This window comes from Mucilaginibacter gossypii, assembly GCF_900100945.1.
Taxonomy (GTDB): domain Bacteria; phylum Bacteroidota; class Bacteroidia; order Sphingobacteriales; family Sphingobacteriaceae; genus Mucilaginibacter; species Mucilaginibacter gossypii.
In genome coordinates this window covers 32086-52645 of the sequence record NZ_FNCG01000017.1, presented here as the reverse complement: position 1 = coordinate 52645, position 20560 = coordinate 32086, and the positions used below count along the sequence as shown (strand labels likewise).

At 41.8% G+C, this 20560-nt stretch carries 17 protein-coding genes; 14 read left to right on the top strand and 3 right to left on the bottom strand.

Annotated features, from left to right (window positions below; genetic code table 11):
* Window positions 1-17: 17 nt before the first annotated feature.
* Window positions 18-632: a TNT domain-containing protein gene (locus BLS28_RS24420; RefSeq protein WP_176844555.1), complete on the bottom strand. Its 615-nt coding sequence runs from the start codon at window positions 630-632 to the stop codon at window positions 18-20.
* 198 nt (window positions 633-830) lie between these two features.
* Between BLS28_RS24420 and ligA the strand changes: the two genes are divergently transcribed.
* The 7 genes from ligA (at window position 831) to BLS28_RS24385 (ending at window position 11495) form a co-directional block, all read left to right on the top strand.
* A complete protein-coding gene (gene ligA / locus BLS28_RS24415; RefSeq protein ID WP_091173788.1) occupies window positions 831-2843 on the top strand; it encodes an NAD-dependent DNA ligase LigA in 2013 nt (670 codons plus the stop codon).
* Window positions 2844-2972: 129 nt separating this feature from the next.
* On the top strand, window positions 2973-3203 hold the full coding sequence (locus BLS28_RS24410; RefSeq protein WP_091173785.1) for a hypothetical protein: 231 nt from the start codon (window positions 2973-2975) through the stop codon (window positions 3201-3203).
* An 83-nt stretch (window positions 3204-3286) separates the two neighbouring features.
* Window positions 3287-5737: a DUF5686 and carboxypeptidase regulatory-like domain-containing protein gene (locus tag BLS28_RS24405; protein WP_091173781.1), complete on the top strand. Its 2451-nt coding sequence runs from the start codon at window positions 3287-3289 to the stop codon at window positions 5735-5737.
* 55 nt (window positions 5738-5792) lie between these two features.
* Complete coding sequence (locus tag BLS28_RS24400; protein ID WP_218134507.1) at window positions 5793-7781, top strand: T9SS type B sorting domain-containing protein; 1989 nt, start codon at window positions 5793-5795, stop codon at window positions 7779-7781.
* Between the two features lie 153 nt (window positions 7782-7934).
* The gene (locus BLS28_RS24395) at window positions 7935-8633 is read left to right on the top strand and encodes a hypothetical protein (RefSeq protein WP_091173775.1); all 699 of its coding nucleotides are present in this window, start codon (window positions 7935-7937) and stop codon (window positions 8631-8633) included.
* Window positions 8634-8766: 133 nt separating this feature from the next.
* Window positions 8767-10146 (top strand): M16 family metallopeptidase, encoded by a 1380-nt coding sequence (locus BLS28_RS24390; protein ID WP_091173772.1) that lies wholly within the window; start codon window positions 8767-8769, stop codon window positions 10144-10146.
* A gap of 17 nt (window positions 10147-10163) precedes the next feature.
* The gene (locus BLS28_RS24385) at window positions 10164-11495 is read left to right on the top strand and encodes a M16 family metallopeptidase (protein WP_091173768.1); all 1332 of its coding nucleotides are present in this window, start codon (window positions 10164-10166) and stop codon (window positions 11493-11495) included.
* Window positions 11496-11588: 93 nt separating this feature from the next.
* Here BLS28_RS24385 and BLS28_RS24380 read toward each other — a convergent pair whose 3' ends face one another.
* Window positions 11589-12710, bottom strand: a complete 1122-nt coding sequence (locus tag BLS28_RS24380) for an AI-2E family transporter (RefSeq protein ID WP_091173764.1) — start codon at window positions 12708-12710, stop codon at window positions 11589-11591.
* A 200-nt stretch (window positions 12711-12910) separates the two neighbouring features.
* Entirely contained in the window at window positions 12911-14392 is a 1482-nt protein-coding gene (locus tag BLS28_RS24375) for a glycine--tRNA ligase (RefSeq protein WP_091173759.1), read from the bottom strand.
* A gap of 384 nt (window positions 14393-14776) precedes the next feature.
* Between BLS28_RS24375 and BLS28_RS24370 the strand changes: the two genes are divergently transcribed.
* The 7 genes from BLS28_RS24370 to BLS28_RS24340 all read left to right on the top strand — a co-directional run bounded on the left by BLS28_RS24370 (window position 14777) and on the right by BLS28_RS24340 (window position 20268).
* Window positions 14777-15442, top strand: coding sequence for an FAD-binding oxidoreductase (locus BLS28_RS24370; RefSeq protein ID WP_091173756.1), 666 nt, complete (start codon window positions 14777-14779; stop codon window positions 15440-15442).
* A 465-nt stretch (window positions 15443-15907) separates the two neighbouring features.
* Window positions 15908-17098 (top strand): AAA family ATPase, encoded by a 1191-nt coding sequence (locus BLS28_RS24365; protein ID WP_091173752.1) that lies wholly within the window; start codon window positions 15908-15910, stop codon window positions 17096-17098.
* Window positions 17095-17664 carry a DUF4276 family protein gene (locus BLS28_RS24360; RefSeq protein ID WP_091173748.1) on the top strand — a complete coding sequence of 190 codons (570 nt, stop codon included), beginning with the start codon at window positions 17095-17097 and terminating at the stop codon, window positions 17662-17664. Before BLS28_RS24365 ends, BLS28_RS24360 begins: the two co-directional genes overlap by 4 nt.
* A gap of 119 nt (window positions 17665-17783) precedes the next feature.
* Window positions 17784-18491, top strand: coding sequence for an ATP-binding cassette domain-containing protein (locus tag BLS28_RS24355; RefSeq protein WP_091173745.1), 708 nt, complete (start codon window positions 17784-17786; stop codon window positions 18489-18491).
* Between the two features lie 21 nt (window positions 18492-18512).
* Complete coding sequence (locus BLS28_RS24350) at window positions 18513-19019, top strand: hypothetical protein (protein ID WP_091173742.1); 507 nt, start codon at window positions 18513-18515, stop codon at window positions 19017-19019.
* Between the two features lie 65 nt (window positions 19020-19084).
* A complete protein-coding gene (locus BLS28_RS24345; protein ID WP_091173739.1) occupies window positions 19085-19594 on the top strand; it encodes a hypothetical protein in 510 nt (169 codons plus the stop codon).
* Between the two features lie 71 nt (window positions 19595-19665).
* A complete protein-coding gene (locus tag BLS28_RS24340; RefSeq protein WP_091173736.1) occupies window positions 19666-20268 on the top strand; it encodes a hypothetical protein in 603 nt (200 codons plus the stop codon).
* The last annotated feature ends 292 nt before the right edge of the window (window positions 20269-20560 follow it).

Here is a 20560-nt window from a genome sequence, read left to right as displayed (position 1 = left end):
TTAATATATCGCGTTTTTTATTGTTTTACTTCTTCAATGTAACCGCCTGCTTTCAGGTCGTTAACAGTGGCTGGTACTTCATACTGGATACCCAAGCCTGGTTTGCCAAACCATGGAATAATCTTGCCTTGCCTAACTTTGGCTATTGCTTTTAAAACCTTATAAATTTTGTATGGTTTGCTAAGGGTATTATCCGGCAAAGCACGCATAGGGAAAGGTACACCTTTTGGCGATACAAAAGTGCCTTTATCCTGAAAAGTGCCGGTAGAATCGCTATAACCGCCATAGCGGTCAATCAACACACCCTTTTTTAGAGTGATTATAACCAGGTTTACCGCTCCACGGTTTGGAGGCCAGCCGCCGTTAAGGTTGTTGGCGGTAAAGAATTTTTCGAGGGCGTCCCATTTCTCGGTTTTCCATAGCAGCCAGGCCGAATCGGCAAGGGCTTTTTTACTGCTGGTGTCGGCAAAATCAGCAACCGAGCTTTTAAAGTCATCATAAGTAATACCCCGTACCGGCAGTTTGTGATGGTTTGCAGCAGGGTTGTGGGCATGTTTTAGTGGTTTTGTTTGCGCGGTTGCCAAAAAAGGCATCAACCATACGGACAGGATCAGGATTTTTAGTGTTTTCATTCGATGTAGTTTTTGTTTGATAAATCTACTATGTGCGCCGCGTTTATGAAAGAGAATTATCATATTTATTTTATAGGTATTATATGAAATATCATATACTAATTATTGTTATTACCGGCAACAAAAACTTTATTACCTAAAGCTGGTATTTACCGCGGTAAAAAGGATGAAATAAACTAAATTATTACCTTCGTACCTATGTCATCAGCTGAAACAAAAAAACAAATAGAGGTATTAACCGCCGAACTTAAACAGCACAATTACAACTACTATGTGCTGGCCATGCCAACCATTTCTGATTTTGATTTTGATAAAAAACTGGAGTTGCTTAATAAACTCGAAAAAGAATACCCGGAGTTTGCTGACCCTGATTCGCCAACACAAAAAGTAGGCGGTGATATAACCAAGGAATTTGTAACCGTTAGGCACCGCTGGCCGATGTTATCGTTGGGCAATACCTATAATGAACAGGAACTATTTGATTTTGATCAGCGGATACGCAAAGCCATTGGTGATAACTTTGAGTACGTATGTGAGCTTAAGTTTGATGGTTTGAGCATGAGCCTCACTTATGAAGACGGCAAACTGGTACGGGCCGTTACCCGCGGCGATGGTGTACAGGGTGACGAGGTTACCACCAATATTAAAACCATTCATACCATACCTAAACGTTTACACGGCGAAGGCTACCCCGGTTATTTTGACATCCGCGGTGAAGTGTTCATGCACCGCAAAGCTTTTGACAGGTTGAATAATGAACGTATCGAAAGCGGGGAGGTTCCTTATGCTAATCCCCGTAACTTTGCCTCAGGCACAGTAAAAATGCAGGATTCGGCAGAGGTGGCCAAACGCCCGCTTGATTGCTTCCTGTACTTTTTGTATACCGAAAAAACTGTATTTAAAACCCATTGGGAAAGCCTGCAGGCTGTTAAAACCTGGGGTTTCCATACCAATGAGCATAGTGAGCTTTGCGGGGATATTAATTGCGTTTTGGAATTTATTAATAAATGGGATAAGGAACGTTTTAACCTGAGCTATGATATTGACGGCATTGTTATTAAAGTAAATAATTACTCACAGCAGCAGGAGCTTGGCTTTACCGCCAAATCGCCGCGCTGGGCCATATCTTACAAGTTTAAGGCCGAAAGGGTAGAGACTGAGCTTCTTGAAGTGACTTACCAGGTAGGCCGTACCGGTGCTGTAACCCCGGTGGCCAATTTAAAGCCTGTACTGCTTGCAGGTACTACGGTAAAACGCGCGACGCTGCACAACGCCAATGAGATCATCCGACTTGATCTGCATGAGGGTGATACAGTTTTTGTTGAAAAGGGCGGCGAAATTATCCCCAAGATCATTAGCGTAAACCCAGAAAAACGTAAGGCCGACGCCGTGCCTGTTGTTTACCGTGTTACCTGTCCGGCCTGCGATACTCCGCTTGAGCGCAAGGAAGGCGAAGCTGCGTTTTATTGCCCCAATGATGAAGGCTGCCCGCCGCAGATTGTTGGAAAGATGCAGCATTTCATTGGCCGTAAAGCGATGAATATTGATGGGCTGGGTGATGAAACTATCGAAACCTTATATAGCAGAGGCTTCATAAACCACATCAGCGACATCTATGAGCTGCATACCCATGCTGCCGAATTGAAACAGTTGGGCCGTTTTGGCGAAAAATCGATCAATAATATGCTTGATGGTATTGAAACATCCAAAAAAATGCCTTTCGAAAAAGTGCTGTTTGGTTTGGGCATCCGTTATGTAGGCGAAACAGTGGCCCGCAAGCTGGCTTTTCATTTTAAATCGATAGATAAATTAATGGAAGCTTCGGTTGAAGAACTTACGGCTGCCGAAGAGATAGGCGAACGGATAGCTCAAAGCATAATCGAATATTTTGCAGGTGAAATCCATCGGCAGGAAATACAAAAACTAAGGGAGCAGGGCCTGCAATTTATTGCCGAAGAAAAAGAAGTTGTACTGGCCAGTGAAAAGCTTGCCGGAATGAACTTTATTATATCGGGAACATTTGGCAACTTTTCGCGTGATGAGCTGAAAGATATCATTGAACAAAACGGTGGCAAGATATTGAGCAGTATATCGGCTAAACTTAATTACCTGGTCGCAGGTGAAAATATGGGCCCTGCCAAGTTAGAAAAAGCTAATAAACTTAATATACCTATTATCAGCGATGAAGATTTACTTGCACTGATAAAATAAGCATTCCTGTGTTGTTTATTTTTGTTTATTAGTGAGGAATTTTATTTTTTGAGCTCAGAAATTACGTTATTTGTATTACCGAAAGGGCCCCATAATTAATTAAACGTACTAATGTTCGAGTAATTTACTATGGAAAAATTTATACCTATACAAGAAAATATCTTTTGTGAACTCTGTAAGGAATGCGGCGAAAGGCCGGTTATAGAACAGGTTAAAGGTAAATTTATTGTGAGGTGCCCTAAAAGCAAATCGCATTATCAAACAAAGCCAGGCCTGGTTGATATTAAGGATTGGAACATCAAAAATAAGCCACACCCGCCTCTTGGCAGCAAAGATACATCAAAGAAAAAGGCATCCTAACCGAGTGTCTTTTCACATTATTTAACAATTTAGTGCTGTAACAATCAATTAATAAGTTTCATCTTAGCATAAACATCTGCTTAATGAAGCCAGCCTTAGTTGCGTTATTTTTAATATTCAATTTTTCTTCATATGCCCAGCAATTCAGCATTAGCGGTAAAATAACCAACCAGGAAGGTAAGCCCGTCCCCTTTGCATCCGTTTTTATAAAAAATACTACTATAGGAGTATCTGCCAACAGCGAAGGAACTTACTTGCTGCGTTTAAATGCCGGCATGCGGGAAATTCAATATAAAGCAGTTGGCTATGCCCAGCAAAGCAAAATTGTTGACCTTGCGGCTAACCAGGTTATCAACATCAGCCTGCAAACAGAAACTTACCAGCTTAAGGATGTTACTGTGCATGCAGGGGCTGAAGATCCAGCTTATGCAATTATGCGTAAGGCTATTAAAAAACGGAAAACCTATCTTAACGAAGTTAAAGCCTATACCTGCGATATCTACATCAAAGGCTTACAAAAACTATTGGCCGCCCCAAAAACTTTTATGGGTTTTGATGTGCAAAAAGCTACCAGTGAAGCCGGCCTTGATTCAAATCGCCGCGGGATAGTTTACCTTTCTGAGTCAGAGTCAAAATATAGCTTTATAAGGCCCGATAAGGTGCATGAGGAACAGGTGTCGTCAAAAGTGTCGGGCCGTAACCGGGCGTTTAGCTTTAACCGGGCATCGGATATGGCGGTTAATTTTTACCAGAACTATGAAACCTGGCGGGGCTTGAGCAACCGCCCGCTGGTATCGCCGGTAGCTGATAACGCCATGTTTTATTATAACTACAGGTACATAGGTACTTCGGTTGAAAATGGCGAAACTATTAACAAGATCCAGGTAAGCCCTAAACGGCTGCACGACCCATGTTTTGAGGGATATATTTATATTTTGGATGATAGCTGGCGCATTTACGGGCTGCAGCTTTACATTACCAAAAGGGCTAATATTAATTTTGTTGATACCCTTAAAATTAACCAGCAGTTTTTCCCTGTTAGCGAAAAGATTTGGATGACATCCTCTGTTAAATTTGAATTTACAGGAGGTTTGTTCGGATTTAAATTAGGAGGTTACTTTATTTCGATCTATAAAAACTACAACCTCGACCCTGCGCTGAACAAAGCCGATTTTAACGAAGTGCTCCGGATCACCAAAGGCATCAGCAAAGACTCAACTTATTGGAACCAGGCCCGGCCAATCCCGCTTACCGCCGAAGAGGTTACCGATTATACCAATAAAGATAAACTCGCCAAAAAACGGGAATCAAAAGAGTACCTCGACTCCCTGGATAAAGCCAACAATAAATTTAAACCGGTAAACCTGCTTTTCACCGGCATCAATACCCGCAATCGATACAAAAAAGAATATTTTCATTACGATCCAATCATCGGCTCCCTGCTTTATAACACAGTAGAAGGTTTGGCTTTTGATTACGGCGCATCATACAGCAAGTTGATTGATACCGTAAACAACCGCTATTTTATGCTGAATGGCAAAGTGCGGTATGGCTTTTCCAATCACCTGTTAAATGGCTCGGGAGGTGTTGCCTTACCAGTAATGCAGCGTTTTACATTGAGTTTAAGCGGAGGTTCGGATGTAGTCGATCTAAATAGCCAGGCGCCTATGTCAACCTTTGTGAATACGGTTCACAGTCTGCTTTCGCAACAAAACTTTAAAAAACTATATCAAAAGCAGTTTGCTTTGGCTTCACTTTCGGGCAGGATAACAGGAGGGCTGCGCGGCAGCGCCTCCGTTGAATGGGCTAACCGTAAGGCACTGTTAAATACAGCTTCATTTAGTGTATTTGATCCACACTCGCATCAGTTTACATCCAATAACCCGTTGGATCCTGATCATAATACGCTGTTGTTCGCCGAAAATCAGTCGCTCACCGTAAACCTGCAGGCCAGTTATGATTTCAGCAATAAATACGAAACCTATCCTTCGGGCAGGCGCTATCTGCCATCCAAATATCCAACCATCAGTTTAAACTACACTAAAGGTATCAGCAATGTATTAGGTTCGGATGTTAATTATGATAAAATCAGCGCCGAGATTTCAAAGGCAGATATTAGTATGGGTTTTTATGGCAGCAGCTCATTTTTTATAGGAGCCGGTAAATTCCTGAATGCTAAGAGCGTATTCTTCCCCGATTATTTCCACTTTGCAGGCAACGAGGTGCTTTCATACAAGCCGAGGTTAAACCGATTTCTCTTGCTGGATTACTACGATTTCAGTACGCCTGATAAATATCTTGAAGGGCATTTTGAACACAACTTTTCGGGTTTCATCACCAATAAGATCCCGCTGATTCGCAAGTTTAAACTACAGGAAATTGTCGATGTAAATTACTTTTATACGCCCACGCTTAAAAACTATACCGAACTGGGTTTTGGTTTACAATATCTTAATATCCGTTTGATGTATGGCGTATCATACAATGGAGGTACTGAGGCAAAATCGGCAATAAGGCTTGGGATAAGCTTGTAATATGCTAATTATTAATTGCACTTAATACGGTGTAGATATTAGTAATACTGTATATTTGGGTCATACTATTGTGCCTGAACATATCATTAACTTAAACCTTTTACTAAAAAGAGCTGCATTGCTGTTTAGTGTTATACTTTTAACTTTTGTTAAAGGGTACGCACAGCAGTTTTATGCCGCTACCGACCAGGGAATTTTACAACAGGTAACCATTACCCCTAATGGCCCGGTTTCAAAAAATGTTAACGGTTGCGGGTCGGGTTATTTTTCAATTGCGCTGTGGGGTAATAAGATCTATTATATCTATATTACCCAATTTTTCGCTGGATTGAATGTAGCCGATATAACCGGAGGTAATACACCCCAGGTAACTAATTGCCAGTATTTGGCGTCGATACCCCCTGTAAATTCAATGACAGTTGATAAGAACGGGATCCTGTACATGGCTGGTGGGAACTCGCTGTACAAACTCGATCCTAAAAATCCTGTGCTTGTTAACCTGGGAATTATGCCGTACGGGGCTTCAGGCGACCTCGTGTTTTATGACGACAAGCTATACATGGCAAGCTATAGTGGCATTGTTGAAGTCTCCCTCGATGATCCGTCTCAAAGTAAATTAGTAATACCTATTACAGACCGGTATATATTGGGTTTAACATCGGTAGTTTCCAATGGGGCTGTAAGGGTATACGCTATTGACGATCAAGGGGGAAGGTCGGAGCTTATCGAACTCGACCTGAAAAATATGCTATTAAAAGGTACGGCTGGTTCGCTGCCTTATTCCGTTTATGATGCTGGCAGTACTGTTGAAACAGGTGAAATACCGGTAATTACGCTTCAACGCATCGACGTAACCCGGGAGTGCAATGTGGTGAATAAAGGGCGGGCCGAAATTATTTGTGCCCCGCACGGAAATCAATACACTTACAAACTTAATACCGGAGAAAGTAACACAACGGGTTTTTTTGATAACCTGCTTCCTGGTAATTACCAGGTTACTATTACCTCAAATGGTGGTGAGGAGCCTAAAACATCTCCATTCACTATTCCTGATTTTTCACTACAAGACCCCGTTGTAACTTTTAATAAAACGGATCCGATTTGTGATATCGCGGGGTCGATTAAATTGGAAATAAACGCCGATAAAGCGTTGTACCGGATAAAATATAACAACGCGGTTTACCCCATTGACCATGTTTTCGCAGATTTAATCCCGGGTGTTTATCACTTTTCAATTATAACACCAAACGGCTGTTTGCTTTACGAAAAAGATTGTACCCTCGTACAGGAAGTATGTCCGCCAATTGTTGTAAATGATATTGTCATCAAACCCGAATGCGACTTTTACGGCGAAGCAAATGTTACCGTGCTCACAGCAGCTCATCCGGATAATTATACATATAGCTTAAACGGTATAAGCAACACTACCGGCGTTTTTAACAGGATGCTACCGGGTACCTATCAATTAGTAATCATTTCATCTGGCGGATCCCAGGCTGAAAAACAAGTTACCGTACCCGATTTTACTTTGACCAAACCCTATGTATCATATACCGCTAAAAACGCGATTTGTACGTTAGCGGGGCAGATAAAGTTTAACACCTATGTAGAAGGGGTAGCTATCGGCGCTATCAAGCATGGCGGCCAAAGTTATACACCCGATGAAACAATAAGGGGCCTCAGCGCCGGCACCAACCACTTTGTCCTGCTGGATAAGCAGGGTTGCATCATTACGGAATTGGATATTATGATAACGCAGGATTCATGTGAGCCGGTTACGTTTTTTAACACTTTTACACCCAACGGCGATGGCGTAAACGACTTATTCAGGCCTAATCAAAGCAGTAATCCCATAGCGTATAAACTCAAGGTTTTTAACCGCCTGGGCCAGCGGTTATTTGAGTCGGAAAGTATATATGATGGTTGGAATGGCAATTATAACGGGAAACCTGTGCCTACAGGTGTTTACTACTGGTTGTGCAACTATACCATGGGCGATGGACAGGTTGAGGTTAAAAAAGGGTATGTAACCTTGCTGAGGTAGCTTAAATGTGTTTGTTTACAATAGGCGAGCTAAATGACCGGCTTAGCCTGTTTTTCCATGATCAGTGTTGCTGTAAATGGATATTATAACCGGGGCAAAAAAATCAGCGAAATCAACGTCATCAAATTCAAACCAACGGTTTAACTTTGCCACATGATCAAGAATATCTTCGCTTGCTTAATAATCATGCTTGTGGCTTTTGGCTGTACTAAAAAAAATGTGCCGCATTACACCATATCAAGGGTTACCAAATCAGATACAGCCACCCAGTTAACCGTTAAAATAGATGGCAGGCTTAAATGGGGCGAACTGCTGAGTATCACCTCACAAATTAAAGCCGACAGTGCTAAGCTGAGCAACCTGCAGCTTAACTTTTTGCTTCCTGGTCATAATGATAAAAGTACCGGTGCTAATACCTTTTACGCCGTAGCCCGCTATCCGCAAGGAGATAAAGTTACCATGCAGGATACCACTAAAGATGCTGATGGCAATACCGTTAGGCTAAACATACTTGGCCTGTCGCCCGAAAAAGCAAAATACCTGCTTGGTTTAAGCCCCGCCGACCTTGACGGGAAAAATATCATAGGCAGGTTTATTGATGATAATAACCATACTGTTATTATTCCGTTTACTGATATGGCAGGCGGTAAAAAAGAAACTTATATTATTGAGCTTGATACCACGGGCACAGTAGTATCCCGTACCATTCCCCTCATGGATAACCGGGATGGTGTTGAAAAGCTGCATGTTAGCCAGGCTGGCGACTATATTACCATAAAAGACAGTGTGCTTACCCAATACGCCGCTCATGACATGGGTTTGCCTTATAATAGTATTAAAGCCGGTATTTAATTGCTGGTTTGTAAATATGCCAAAATCACCACAGGCTTAATTTCGTCTTGAAAAATCAGGGATAAGCGGTTAAATCATTCACTTGTTTAAGATTATACCGATATATTTATAGTGTTAAAAATATTGTAAATATATGAACCGAAATTTTATCAAAATTTTTGCATTAGGCGTGGCCGCGGTTTTTAGCGCCGGCATTGCTAATGCCCAGGTGAGGTTGCCGGAAGGCTACTTCCTTAAAACATTGCCAAACGGCCTGGATGTGCTGGTGATTGAAAACAGCAAAGTACCTTTAACCACCATTGAAATAGCTGTTAAAAACGGCGCTTATACCGAAGGCCCGGAGTTCAGCGGTTTGTCGCACCTGTTTGAGCACATGTTTTTCAAAGCCAATAAAGATTATCCAACCCAGGAGAAGTTTTTGAAACGTACGCAGGAGCTCGGCGCTATCTGGAATGGCACCACCAATACCGAGCGCGTAAATTACTACTTCACTTTTGACAGGGACAGCCTTAAAGCGGGTTTAAAGTTCATGAACGCGGCTATCCGTTTCCCAATTTACCGCGAGGAGGATATGAAAAAAGAGCGCCCGGTGGTTGACGGTGAATTTCAGCGTGCCGAAAGTGATCCGGGTTTCCAGCTTTGGTATGGCATGCAGCAAAAGCTTTGGGGTGATCTCATTACCCGCAAAAACCCTATCGGAGTGCATGAAGTGATCAACACGGCTACGCCCGAAAAAATGATGATCATTAAGGATAAATATTATTTCCCTAATAATAGCTTGCTGACTATTTGCGGCGATGTTAAGCATGATAATGCCTTTGCCCTGGCCGAAAGCATTTTTGGCGACTGGGCCAACAGCGGTTTCGATCCGCAAACCAAATTTCCTATCCCCGCATTTAAGCCTTTAACCAAACCTGAGTATTTTGTTAAGGAAGCAACCATTGCACAAACACCTTATATGGAGTTTACCTGGCAGGGGCCTTCATATCCAACGGATTCAGCTTCAACTGTTGCTGCCGATGTGTTTTCGACCATTGTGGGCTTAAACTCATCAAAATTGCAGCAGGCATTGGTTGATAAAGGTTTGGCCAGCGGTGTTTACGTAAATTATACTACCAGCCGTTATGTAGGCCCTATTGATATTTTCGTGGTGCCTAACCCTAACAAGCTTAAAGAATGCTATACCGAGTTAATGAACCAGGTAAGCATGTGGAATAAGGACGACTATTTTACCGACGAACAAATGGCCACTGCTAAAGCTATCCTGCACCGGAACGATATTCATGCTAAAGAAAAGCCGTCATCATTGCCAAGTCAGATCAGCTACCAGTGGTGCAGCACCTCGTTTAACTTTTATACCGACCTGGATGCCAACTACCAAAAGGTTACCCGTGCCGATATTAAAAAATACCTGGATACTTACGTAATTGGCAAGCCCTACGCTGCCGGGTTGATCATAGCGCCTGAGTTAAATAAAACAGTAAACGCGGCTTCATTTTTTGCAGCCAAGTAATTTAAAACTACCTCATTATGATGAAAAAATATATAATTGCCCTGCTGGTAGCAGCGGCTATAGGAAATACCGCTAAGGCGCAAAAACAGGCCTATGAAACCACGGTAGATGGCGTAAAGGTTATAGTACAGCCAAGCGGCAACGATATTGTTGAAGTGCAAACCATTATAAAAGGCGGTGTGCAAAACTACCCGGCTACAAAGGCAGGTATCGAATCACTGGCGATGAGCGCCCTTACCGAGTGCGGTACTTTAAAGCACGATAAAAACAGCTTTAAAGATGAACTTGATAAGGTAAGCGCCACTGTTTACGGCAGCAGCAACAAAAACTACTCGGTAGTGCGCATGAACTGTATTAAGGGCGACTTTGACGTGGTTTGGCCTTTATACGTTGAGGCTATAACCCAGCCTAAGTTTGACGAAAAAGAGTTTGCCCGCATTAAACAGGATGCCATCAATAATATTAAACAGGAAGATTCACAGCCTGATAATGCCATTGATAAATATGCCGATAAGGTTGCCTTTGCCGGCACCAACTATGCCAAAGACCCGAGTGGAACCGTAGCTATTGTTACAGCCCTAACCCCTGCCGAAACAAAGGCTTATTATCAGTCCATACTGACCAAATCCCGCATGGTAATTGTTGTGGTTGCCGATCTTGACCAGGCTGCTATTGAAGCTAAAGTAAAGGGTATGCTGAGCGGTATTAAACAAGGGCCGGCTTTCGCGTTTAAAAAATCAACTTTCAGAGCCGACAAAAACAGCATCAATGTTGAAAAACGTGATTTGGCTACCAATTATGTGGAAGGTATCGCCAGTGGTCCTGCCGCCGGTACGCCCGATTTTAACGCTTTTAATGTAGCCATGCGCATCTTCTCGAACATGCACTTTTTAGAGGTACGTACCAATAACGGTTTGTCATATGCCCCACAGGCCTGGTTTAGCGCGGGTCAAACCTCAACTGCCAAGTTCTCTGTTTCAACAACCGAGCCTGATAAATACATAGCTGTGTTTGATAAGCTGGTTGATAAAATTAAACGCGAAGGTTTTAAACCCGAAGATGTAGCCGATATGAAGGTTACTTACCTTACCGGTTTTTACTATAAAAACGAAACCAACAGCGCCCAGGCATCATCAATAGCAGCAAATGAAGTATTACATGATAACTGGAAACGTTCATTAACCCTGGTTGATGATGTAAAGAAACTCACTCCCGATGATGTGAGCAACGCATTCCGTAAGTATATCAACAATATTGTATGGGTATACCAGGGCGATCCTAAAAAAGTAAACCAATTGCTGTACATTAACGGTACACTGCATAAAGGAGATAATCCGGTGATGCACTAATTTAGGTAAAAGGTTAAAGGCGAAAGGTTAAAGGTAGCTGCATCTGTGCTCATCTTTAACCTTTCGCCTTTTTTGTTTTTGGCCTTTCGCCTTTCAGCTTTTACCTTTCACCTCATCCTCCGGCAGCACCGCTTTTTTCCTGGTTTTAGTCCAGCCGGCCCCTTTAGGTCTGGTGGGTATGGTATCGCCCAGGAGTTTGCCCCATGGTTTGAGGGTGTCAATCCTGTCGAAGATGATTTTGAGGACTGCTACAAATGGAATGGAAAGGAACATGCCCGATAAGCCCCAAAGTAAATTGCCTAACAACACAACCACAATGGAGATAAGCGCGTTGATCTGCACTTTTGATGATACAATGCGCGGTACCAGGATATTATTATCAATAAACTGGATAACAAGATAAGCTATGATCACCCCTAACTGCGTTGTGTAACCATCTTTGGTAACCGTAGCCATCAGTACAGGAAGAGAGATGGCTATAATGCCGCCCAGGTAGGGCAGCAGGTTAAGGATAGCGCCTATTACACCTATCAGGATGCCATACTTAACACCGAGTAATATCAGGGCCAGCGAATTCATGGCAGCAACTATTACCATCTCAATCAATAAACCCTGGATATAGCTTTGGATGGCCGATTTGGTTTCTTTCAAAACATCGGCAACCTGTTTGGAGTTTTCTTCAGAAAATACTTCGTAAATAAAATTGAGGAGCAGGGTTTTGTAAAACAATACCAGGAAAACATATACGGGTACCACAAATATCAACCCAAACGTGCTTAACACATTGCCAAGTGTGCGGCCTACCAGCGCCTGGCTGTTATCCATAGCGTCTTTGATAAGCTTATCCTGCTTTTGAACAGAGTAGTTGAAAGTGGCGGCTACCCAGTCTTTAAAGGTGACGAACATTTCACCAAACTTCTTTTTAAGCGTGGGCAGCGAATCTCCAAACTGAATGATCTGGGTAGAAAGAAAATAGAACAACCCTGTCAGTAAAATAGCGCCAAGCAGCATAGCCAGGCATATAGACAAAATTTTGGGCGCTTTATGTTCCTGCAGCCAGTTGCTAACAGGGTTAAGCAAAATGGCAATAAAAGCCGAAAAGGCAAGCGGGATCATCACATCTGCCAGTTGGGCAAACACGTAAACCAATAATATCAATCCAAAAAGTATAACAGTACTTTTAAGGTAAAAGGGGTATTCTTTAACAGCAGGCATAGACGCAGGATTTTACACTGAAAGGAACAAGACAAACAATTGTTTGCTTCGCCGATAATTAGCCGGGGGGATGCTGATCGGGTTGGTGTAGTGTGCGTCCGTTTTGTGAACGAAATAGCCTGTCGGGAATTGCAAAAAAGCCTGCACGGTTAATGCAGGCTTTGGACATATTATAATGACTTGTTAATCTATTAACCCTACTAACTCAATACATTCCGCCAGCTAACCAAATCGCCGATGATCTTGTCCAACTGATCGGCAGGAACGCGTTCCTGGGCCATGCTGTCGCGGTGGCGGATAGTTACGGTGTTATCTTCTAAGGTTTGATGATCTACCGTAATGCAGAATGGCGTGCCGATAGCATCCTGCCTGCGGTAACGTTTACCGATAGCATCTTTCTCTTCGTACTGGATATTGAAGTCGAGTTTTAGTTTATCCATGATTTCGCGTGCTTTTTCGGGCAGGCCATCTTTTTTGGTAAGCGGGAAAATAGCGGCTTTAACCGGTGCCAGGCAAGGGGGCAGGTGTAACACCGTGCGACTGTCCTGCTTATCTTCGGTGCTTAGGTCTTCCTCTTCGTAAGCGTTGATCATGGTAAGTAGGAACATCCTGTCTAAACCGATAGAAGTTTCAATTACATAAGGCACGTAATTACCATACGGCTTTCCTGTTTTAGGATCAACTTCAGGGTCAAAGTATTGAAGCTTTTTGCCGGAGAATTTCTCGTGCTGACTTAAATCGAAATTGGTACGGCTGTGGATCCCTTCAACCTCTTTAAATCCAAACGGAAACTCAAACTCAATGTCATAAGCAGCATCAGCGTAGTGGGCCAGCTTGGTGTGCTCATGGTAACGGTATTTGGCAGCATCGGTCCCCAAAGCAAGGTGCCATTTTAGGCGGGCTGCCTTCCACTGGTCGAACCATTCTTTTTGTGTGCCGGGGCGAACAAAAAACTGCATTTCCATTTGTTCAAACTCGCGCATGCGGATAATGAACTGACGGGCAATCACTTCATTACGGAAAGCCTTACCAATTTGCGCAATACCGAAAGGTATTTTCATCCTGCCCGATTTTTGTACGTTAAGGTAGTTTACAAAGATGCCCTGCGCGGTTTCCGGGCGAAGGTAAATGGTATCAGCATCGTCAGCAACAGCCCCCATCTGGGTGCTGAACATCAGGTTAAATTGGCGTACATCTGTCCAGTTGCGGGTACCGCTTACCGGGCAGGCAATTTCATGCTCAATGATCAGATCGCGCAGCCGGGTCAGGTCTTCGGCTTTCAGGGCCTCATCCATGTCATGCTGTAGTTGTTCAGCTTTATCGGTTTTGCCTTCGCTGTCGTATTTAGCTATCTTGTCTTCCAGCAATTGGTCGGCGCGGTAGCGTTTTTTGGAGTCTTTGTTGTCGATCATTGGGTCGCTGAAGCCATCAACGTGACCGCTTGCTTTCCAGATCTTAGGGTGCATAAATATGGCCGAATCAATGCCTACAATGTTATCATTCATTTGTACCATGGCTTTCCACCAGTAGGTTTTGATGTTGTTTTTGAGTTCGGCGCCATTTTGGCCATAATCATAAACTGCGCTTAAGCCATCATAAATCTCGCTGGAAGGGAAAACAAAGCCATATTCCTTGGCGTGCGATATAACATTTTTAAAAAGTTCGTCGGTTGATTTGCTCATAATAGCTGCAAAGATAATTTTTGATTTCGGATTTGGGAATTTCGATTTCGGATTTACTTTGAGACAGGTGTTACCTAAAAACGTCGTTTTCTTAAAAGCTGCTGCTAATAAAACCTTATTTGGCCGTACTTTCTTTCCTGAACCTGTGTTGAGAAAGCATTCATAACTATACAAACCAGTCCAGTAAACCGGATTGCATTCATTGTTTGTTATCAAACGATGCGTTAAGGGTTGTTAATTTTGAGAACCCTTACCTCCATGTATTCCGCATATTCAGTCAGCCATTTCTCATAATTTGTAAACCATCTACAATTATTGTCAATAGTTATAAACTATTGGCTGTTTTGCATTATTATTGTGTTAAGCCTACGATACCGATCACAAATGGAACAAATCGTAAAAATACTTTCCGCAAAATATGTTACCCACAATGTGAGGCAATTCAGGCTTGAAAAACCTGCCGGTTACAGCTTTATACCGGGTCAGGCTACTGAATTATCTATCAATATTGAAGGTTGGCGGGATGAAACACGCCCTTTCACCTTTACCTGCCTTAACGACGATGATTACCTTGAGTTTACTATAAAAACCTATACCGACCATGATGGTGTTACCAACAGGCTAAGCAAGGTCAATGAAGGTGATGAGCTTATCATTCGTGATGTTTGGGGCGCTATTGAATATAAAGGTGCCGGTTACTTTATTGCAGGTGGTGCGGGTATTACCCCTTTTTTGGCTATACTAAGGCAATTAAATAAAGATGGTTCAATAGCCGGTAATAAGCTTTTCTTTTCCAATAAAACTGATAAGGATATCATTTTGAGGGATGAACTGAAAAGCATCCTTGGTGCAAATGCGCACTTTACTATTACCGGCCAAAAGGACAGTATGTATGATCAGCGGCGCATAGATGCCGAATTTCTGAAAGCTGAAATAAAAGATTTCTCAAAGCATTTTTATATATGTGGCCCTGACGCGATGGTTACTGAGCTCAGTGACATATTAGGGCAACTCGGAGCCAATAGTGACTCCGTGGTATTTGAAAGGTAGTTTATGCGGAGACGCATCACGTGCGGTCTTCTATGCTTTGTCTTGCATGTTATCCCTGCATATTACAGACACATGTGGTGCGCCTCTGCAAAACACCTTTTATTAAGCAGCATTGTAAAGCTGTAAAGTCGTCCTTCCGTCAAGGGGAATCACACTTCGGCGGACGAAAGCAGACAGATTTTATCAGCTACGGAATGTAATACGTTTTTTACAAACTACATGTTGCCCAATCGCGGCAAAAAATTGTCAGAATGACATTCATATGAATTTTATTGAGCTCGTGGTACTAACAATCTCCTAAGGTTGTGCTATAAATTGCTATCCTGCCTGTTTGCTGCTAACTCTGTTCACCCAGACGGACGGACACATCCGGATGTTTCCTTCAATAAGGCGTTTAATTATACCCTTTTCAAATATGTTTGCAAAAACAAATACATTTGTATAAAACACACTGGTAATTAAATTATGCCAACAAATAACGAGGAGCGCCCGAGAGTTTATTTAAATAAGGTACATCTTAAAGGATATAAATCTATTGAGGATGTAACCATCGATTTTCAAAAGGGGTTGAATATACTGATTGGGAAGAATGGAGCGGGGAAATCGAATTTTTTGGAGATGATTAACTTAGCTATTGGTTTTAAACGAAATGTAAAACTTCCGTTTAGATCTTCAAGGTTGGAATATAAATCCATTGATGATCATAATTTCGCTGTTGAACTTGAACGTGAGGTTCCAGCCAAAACAGAAGAAGGATATTTGGTTGATGGAACGGGTGTTTTAGAAACTTTCAGTTTCGATAATGACATCCTATTCGATAATTCAAAAAATGAATCTATACGATTTTATTATGGCGGAAAGCGAATCTATTACAGAAACGTCCCACACTTATTATATCAATTAGGATATAGTTTCTACAATAACCTGTATCTTAAATTTGATTTGCCGACGGAACTTGGGTGTATCGAATCTCCAGGTGTGATCAATATTGTGGAAGTAGATAAAGATTATTGGGAGTGGGAGTTTCCTAAAACGTTAAGATTCTTAGATGATGTTTTTTTTGCTTTTGAGTTGCAATACGGAACAGATAATACTTCACTAAGGGAAATTACTTCATTGGACATTACTGAAAAATTAAAAATCAACGATAATATAATTTATAACTTAAAGCTTTTTACTCCAATTGAAGATGTTAGGGTGAATAATAACATCAATATATATCATCTGGAGAGTACAGTAGTAGTCGAAAATGTTAAGCTTGATTTTAAAATAAATGGAAATTGGCTTCCTTGGTCACAATTATCAGATGGTACAAGGCGTTTGTTTTACATAGTTTCAGAAATAACTAATACTCAAGCCTTAGTATTACTCGAAGAGCCCGAACTTGGTGTACACCCTCACCAATTCCATCTGTTGATGAATTTCCTGAAAGAGCAATCAGAACATAAACAAATAATCATATCTACGCATGCGCCAAAAGCTTTAGATCATCTTAATCTTGATGAGCTAAATAGTATCGTTCTTGTTAATTATGATCAAAAGAATGGTACGCAGCTAAGGCATCTTACCGATGATGAGCAAGCTAAGGCTCAGGAATATGCCAAAGAAGTTGGTTATGTAAGCGATTACTGGATGTATTCAGATTTAGAAGAATGATAAAAGTGGGGCTTGTTGGGGAAGATCCGAATGACACCTCATCTATAAAAAATCTGTTAGAGCAACGCTATAATGGCAAGGTTCAGTTTAAAGAGTTGACTAAAAACTCTACCGGAGCCAATTTGGATTCGTTAGGTAAATTTAAAAGGGTACTTAAAAAGAAGTTTGACGATTCTAATTGTTCATTTATAGTTTATGTAAGAGATTTGGATGAGTTAGAATCGCATAAAGAAAAACTCTCCGAAAGGATTAAATGGTTCAAAGATTTAAATGATCATGTCAACAGCGATGGTATTCTTATGCTCAATATCTGGGAACTTGAAGCGTTAATACTTGGCGATATTGAAACGTTTAATAAAATGTATAATGTTAGTCATAAACCAGGTAATCCTATGTTTGTAAGAGATCCAAAAAAGGTGCTAATAGATATAACATCCAAAAATAGAAAGCAATTTAAAGAGTCTCACTGCCCCGATATCTTCAAGCAATTAAGTATTGATAAAGTAGAGAGAAACTGCAGCTGCTTTAAAAAATTCATCGCTGAGTTTAATGAAAAACTAAATTAATAGCATTTCCTGTCCACCTTTCGTCCATCAACATTGTGTTACACCTAAACGGACGGACGTACACCAAATTCTCAAATCTCCCGTCTCAAATCTCATATCTAAAGCATATTTTTACAGCCATGAGTATCAGTGTCGAGGCATTAACAAAGGTTTACGGCGTACAAAAAGCTGTTGATGGCATTAGCTTTACTGCCCAGCCCGGTGTACTGGGCTTTTTAGGCCCTAATGGCGCAGGTAAATCAACAACCATGAAAATCCTTACCGGCTTTATTCCGCAAACATCGGGTACGGCATCGGTATGTGGGTTTGATGTAGCCAAACAGCCGCTTGAGGTTAAGCGCCGCATCGGCTACCTGCCCGAAAGCAACCCGCTGTATACGGATATGTATGTGAAGGAGTCGTTGGGCTTTGTTGCCGGCATCCATAAAATTCATGAGCCTGCCAAACGTATTGCTGATATTATTGAGCAAACAGGCCTCGGCCCCGAGCAGCATAAAAAGATAGGGCAGCTTTCAAAAGGTTACCGCCAAAGGGTAGGCTTGGCACAGGCTATGCTGCATAACCCTGAAGTGCTGATACTGGATGAGCCAACTTCCGGCCTCGATCCAAACCAACTGATAGGGATCCGCCAGTTAATCCTCGACCTTGGTAAAACCAAAACCATCGTACTTTCAACCCACATTATGCAGGAAGTAGAGGCCGTGTGCAGCCAGGTGATTATCATTAATAAAGGAACTATCGTAGCCAATGATACCCTCCAGCAACTCCGGAAAAACAACGGCGGCAAATCGCTAGAGGAGGTGTTTATCAGTCTTACCAACAATTAAGGTTGTGGCAGAAGGCAGGTTATGAGAATTAAGTTTGCTTTAATTATCTCTATTTTGCTGGCAAATAGTTTTTACGATCACAAAAACAACGAGGTAGATTTTATTGAAATTGTACATATAGGGTGGGAGGACAAGCCTGTTAAAACTGTTTTTATAAGTGATAAAAAGATTACCGCCGAATCGGCAATGAACATTGTAAAAATAAATGGTAAAAAACAGCCTCGCCAGTCGCAGGAGCCGGATTCATGGAAATTATCAAACGGTTTTTGGAAATCATTGATTATAGATAGCAGAACTTTTGAAATGAGTATTGATTTTATCAAACAATACAGTTCTATTGCTTACAAATCCAAGGCCAGTCTCAATAACATAAGTAATGCAATATTGGTGGGCCATAAAATATATTATCTCTCTTATAGTCAACGTACTTCATTCATTAAACAATTAATAGCGTTTCTTGAAGCTAAAAAATGCAATAGCCAAAGCGTAGATACTATCAGAGTTTATTTCGACAGAAATCAATATTAACCTATTGCTTATTTTATATTTTCTTCATAATTATTAGCCGGGCAATATTGTATTTTCGGCCCGATATGAAAAAACTGTTATTGCTGCTCCTTATCTTCCCTGCTTTTAAAACCTTTGCCCAGGACACACCGAAACCCTCAACTGCTTTTAGTGCCGGGGTGGAGTTTGGTATTCCCTCGCGCAGTTTGTACAATGTAGGTGTTGGTGCTTCGCTTAAGCTAGAGCAGCCGGTAGTAAACCCGGCAAGCCTTACGCTCACAGCGGGGTTCAGCAGTTTTTTTCGTAAGGATTCGCCTTTTAATAATGGCCATTCGGGCGGCGATATCTTTGTACCCTTAAAAGCCGGGGTAAGGTATAATGTTGGCTCAGGCGTGTTTTTGGAAGCTGAAGCAGGCAGCGCTATCGAACTTAATTATGATGAGCGCAAGCTGTTTGCTTTTTCCCTTGGCCCGGCAATCATGATCCCTACCGGTACCGATAACCGTAATTTTGAATTGGGCTTGAGGTATGAAAGCTGGTCGGCCCATACCTTGCAGCAAACAGCTATCAGGTTTGCGTATCGGTTTGGGAGATAATATATTTTATGCAGCGATATATTACTAAAGGGCGTATTATCGTTATATAGCACTGCTAAACTTTTTATCACATGACTAATAAACCTATCTGCATCACATTAATTATATTATTTATTGTACTTTCATTTGCCGCCAAAGCACAGCAGGGCAAACAAACATCGTTAAGCGTAGGCACCGAAGCTATTATACCGATACGCGACAGTTATGTGGGGTCTGACTTTTGTCCTCAAACAGGTTTAGGCATAAATTTAAAGCTGGAAAAGCCGATAACTTCTGCCCTTCATTTTACAGTAAGTACGGGTTTGGTGTTTACCGAATCAGACCCGCGTTATTTATATTTTAATGTTAATCAGGGTTATTCAAGCAACAGCTCAAACGCTTTTTACGACGACAGCTTTCATAGCCTTTACGCTTATTTGCCATTAACTGCCGGATTTAAATATTACTGGGCAAAATACTTTTATGTAAATGCCGAAGCCGGCAGCGCTTTCAGCATCAATAACAGCGCACGTACCTCGTTTATTTATGCAGGAGGGGCAGGGGCTGTTGTGCCAATTGGCCCACATCATGGACTTGACTTTGGGTTGCAGTTTGAAAGAGGTTATAAAAATGTTGATCACGATCGCCCTGTCAGTCAGCTGGGTTTAAATGTTGCATATAAGTATAGGTTTTAGGATTTTGTAGTTGTCCGGCTTCTGGCCACAGATGGCCGGTTCTGGAAACGGACGGACAGAGGCTTTAGTAGCAGATATTTAGTGGCAGTTGCAGTAGTGTTGCTCTATAAAAGCCTGAGATTACTCCCCCACAAGTTCAAGCGTCCCTCGCTTAAACTACGCTTTAACAGGAACGTCCACGCTTTCCGGTTTAACGTAGGTGTGGACGCTTGCCTTATTTAAGGTTCAAGCGGAGGACACTTAAATTTGCCATATAACTAAATCCGAAATCGAAATTCCGAAATTCGATATC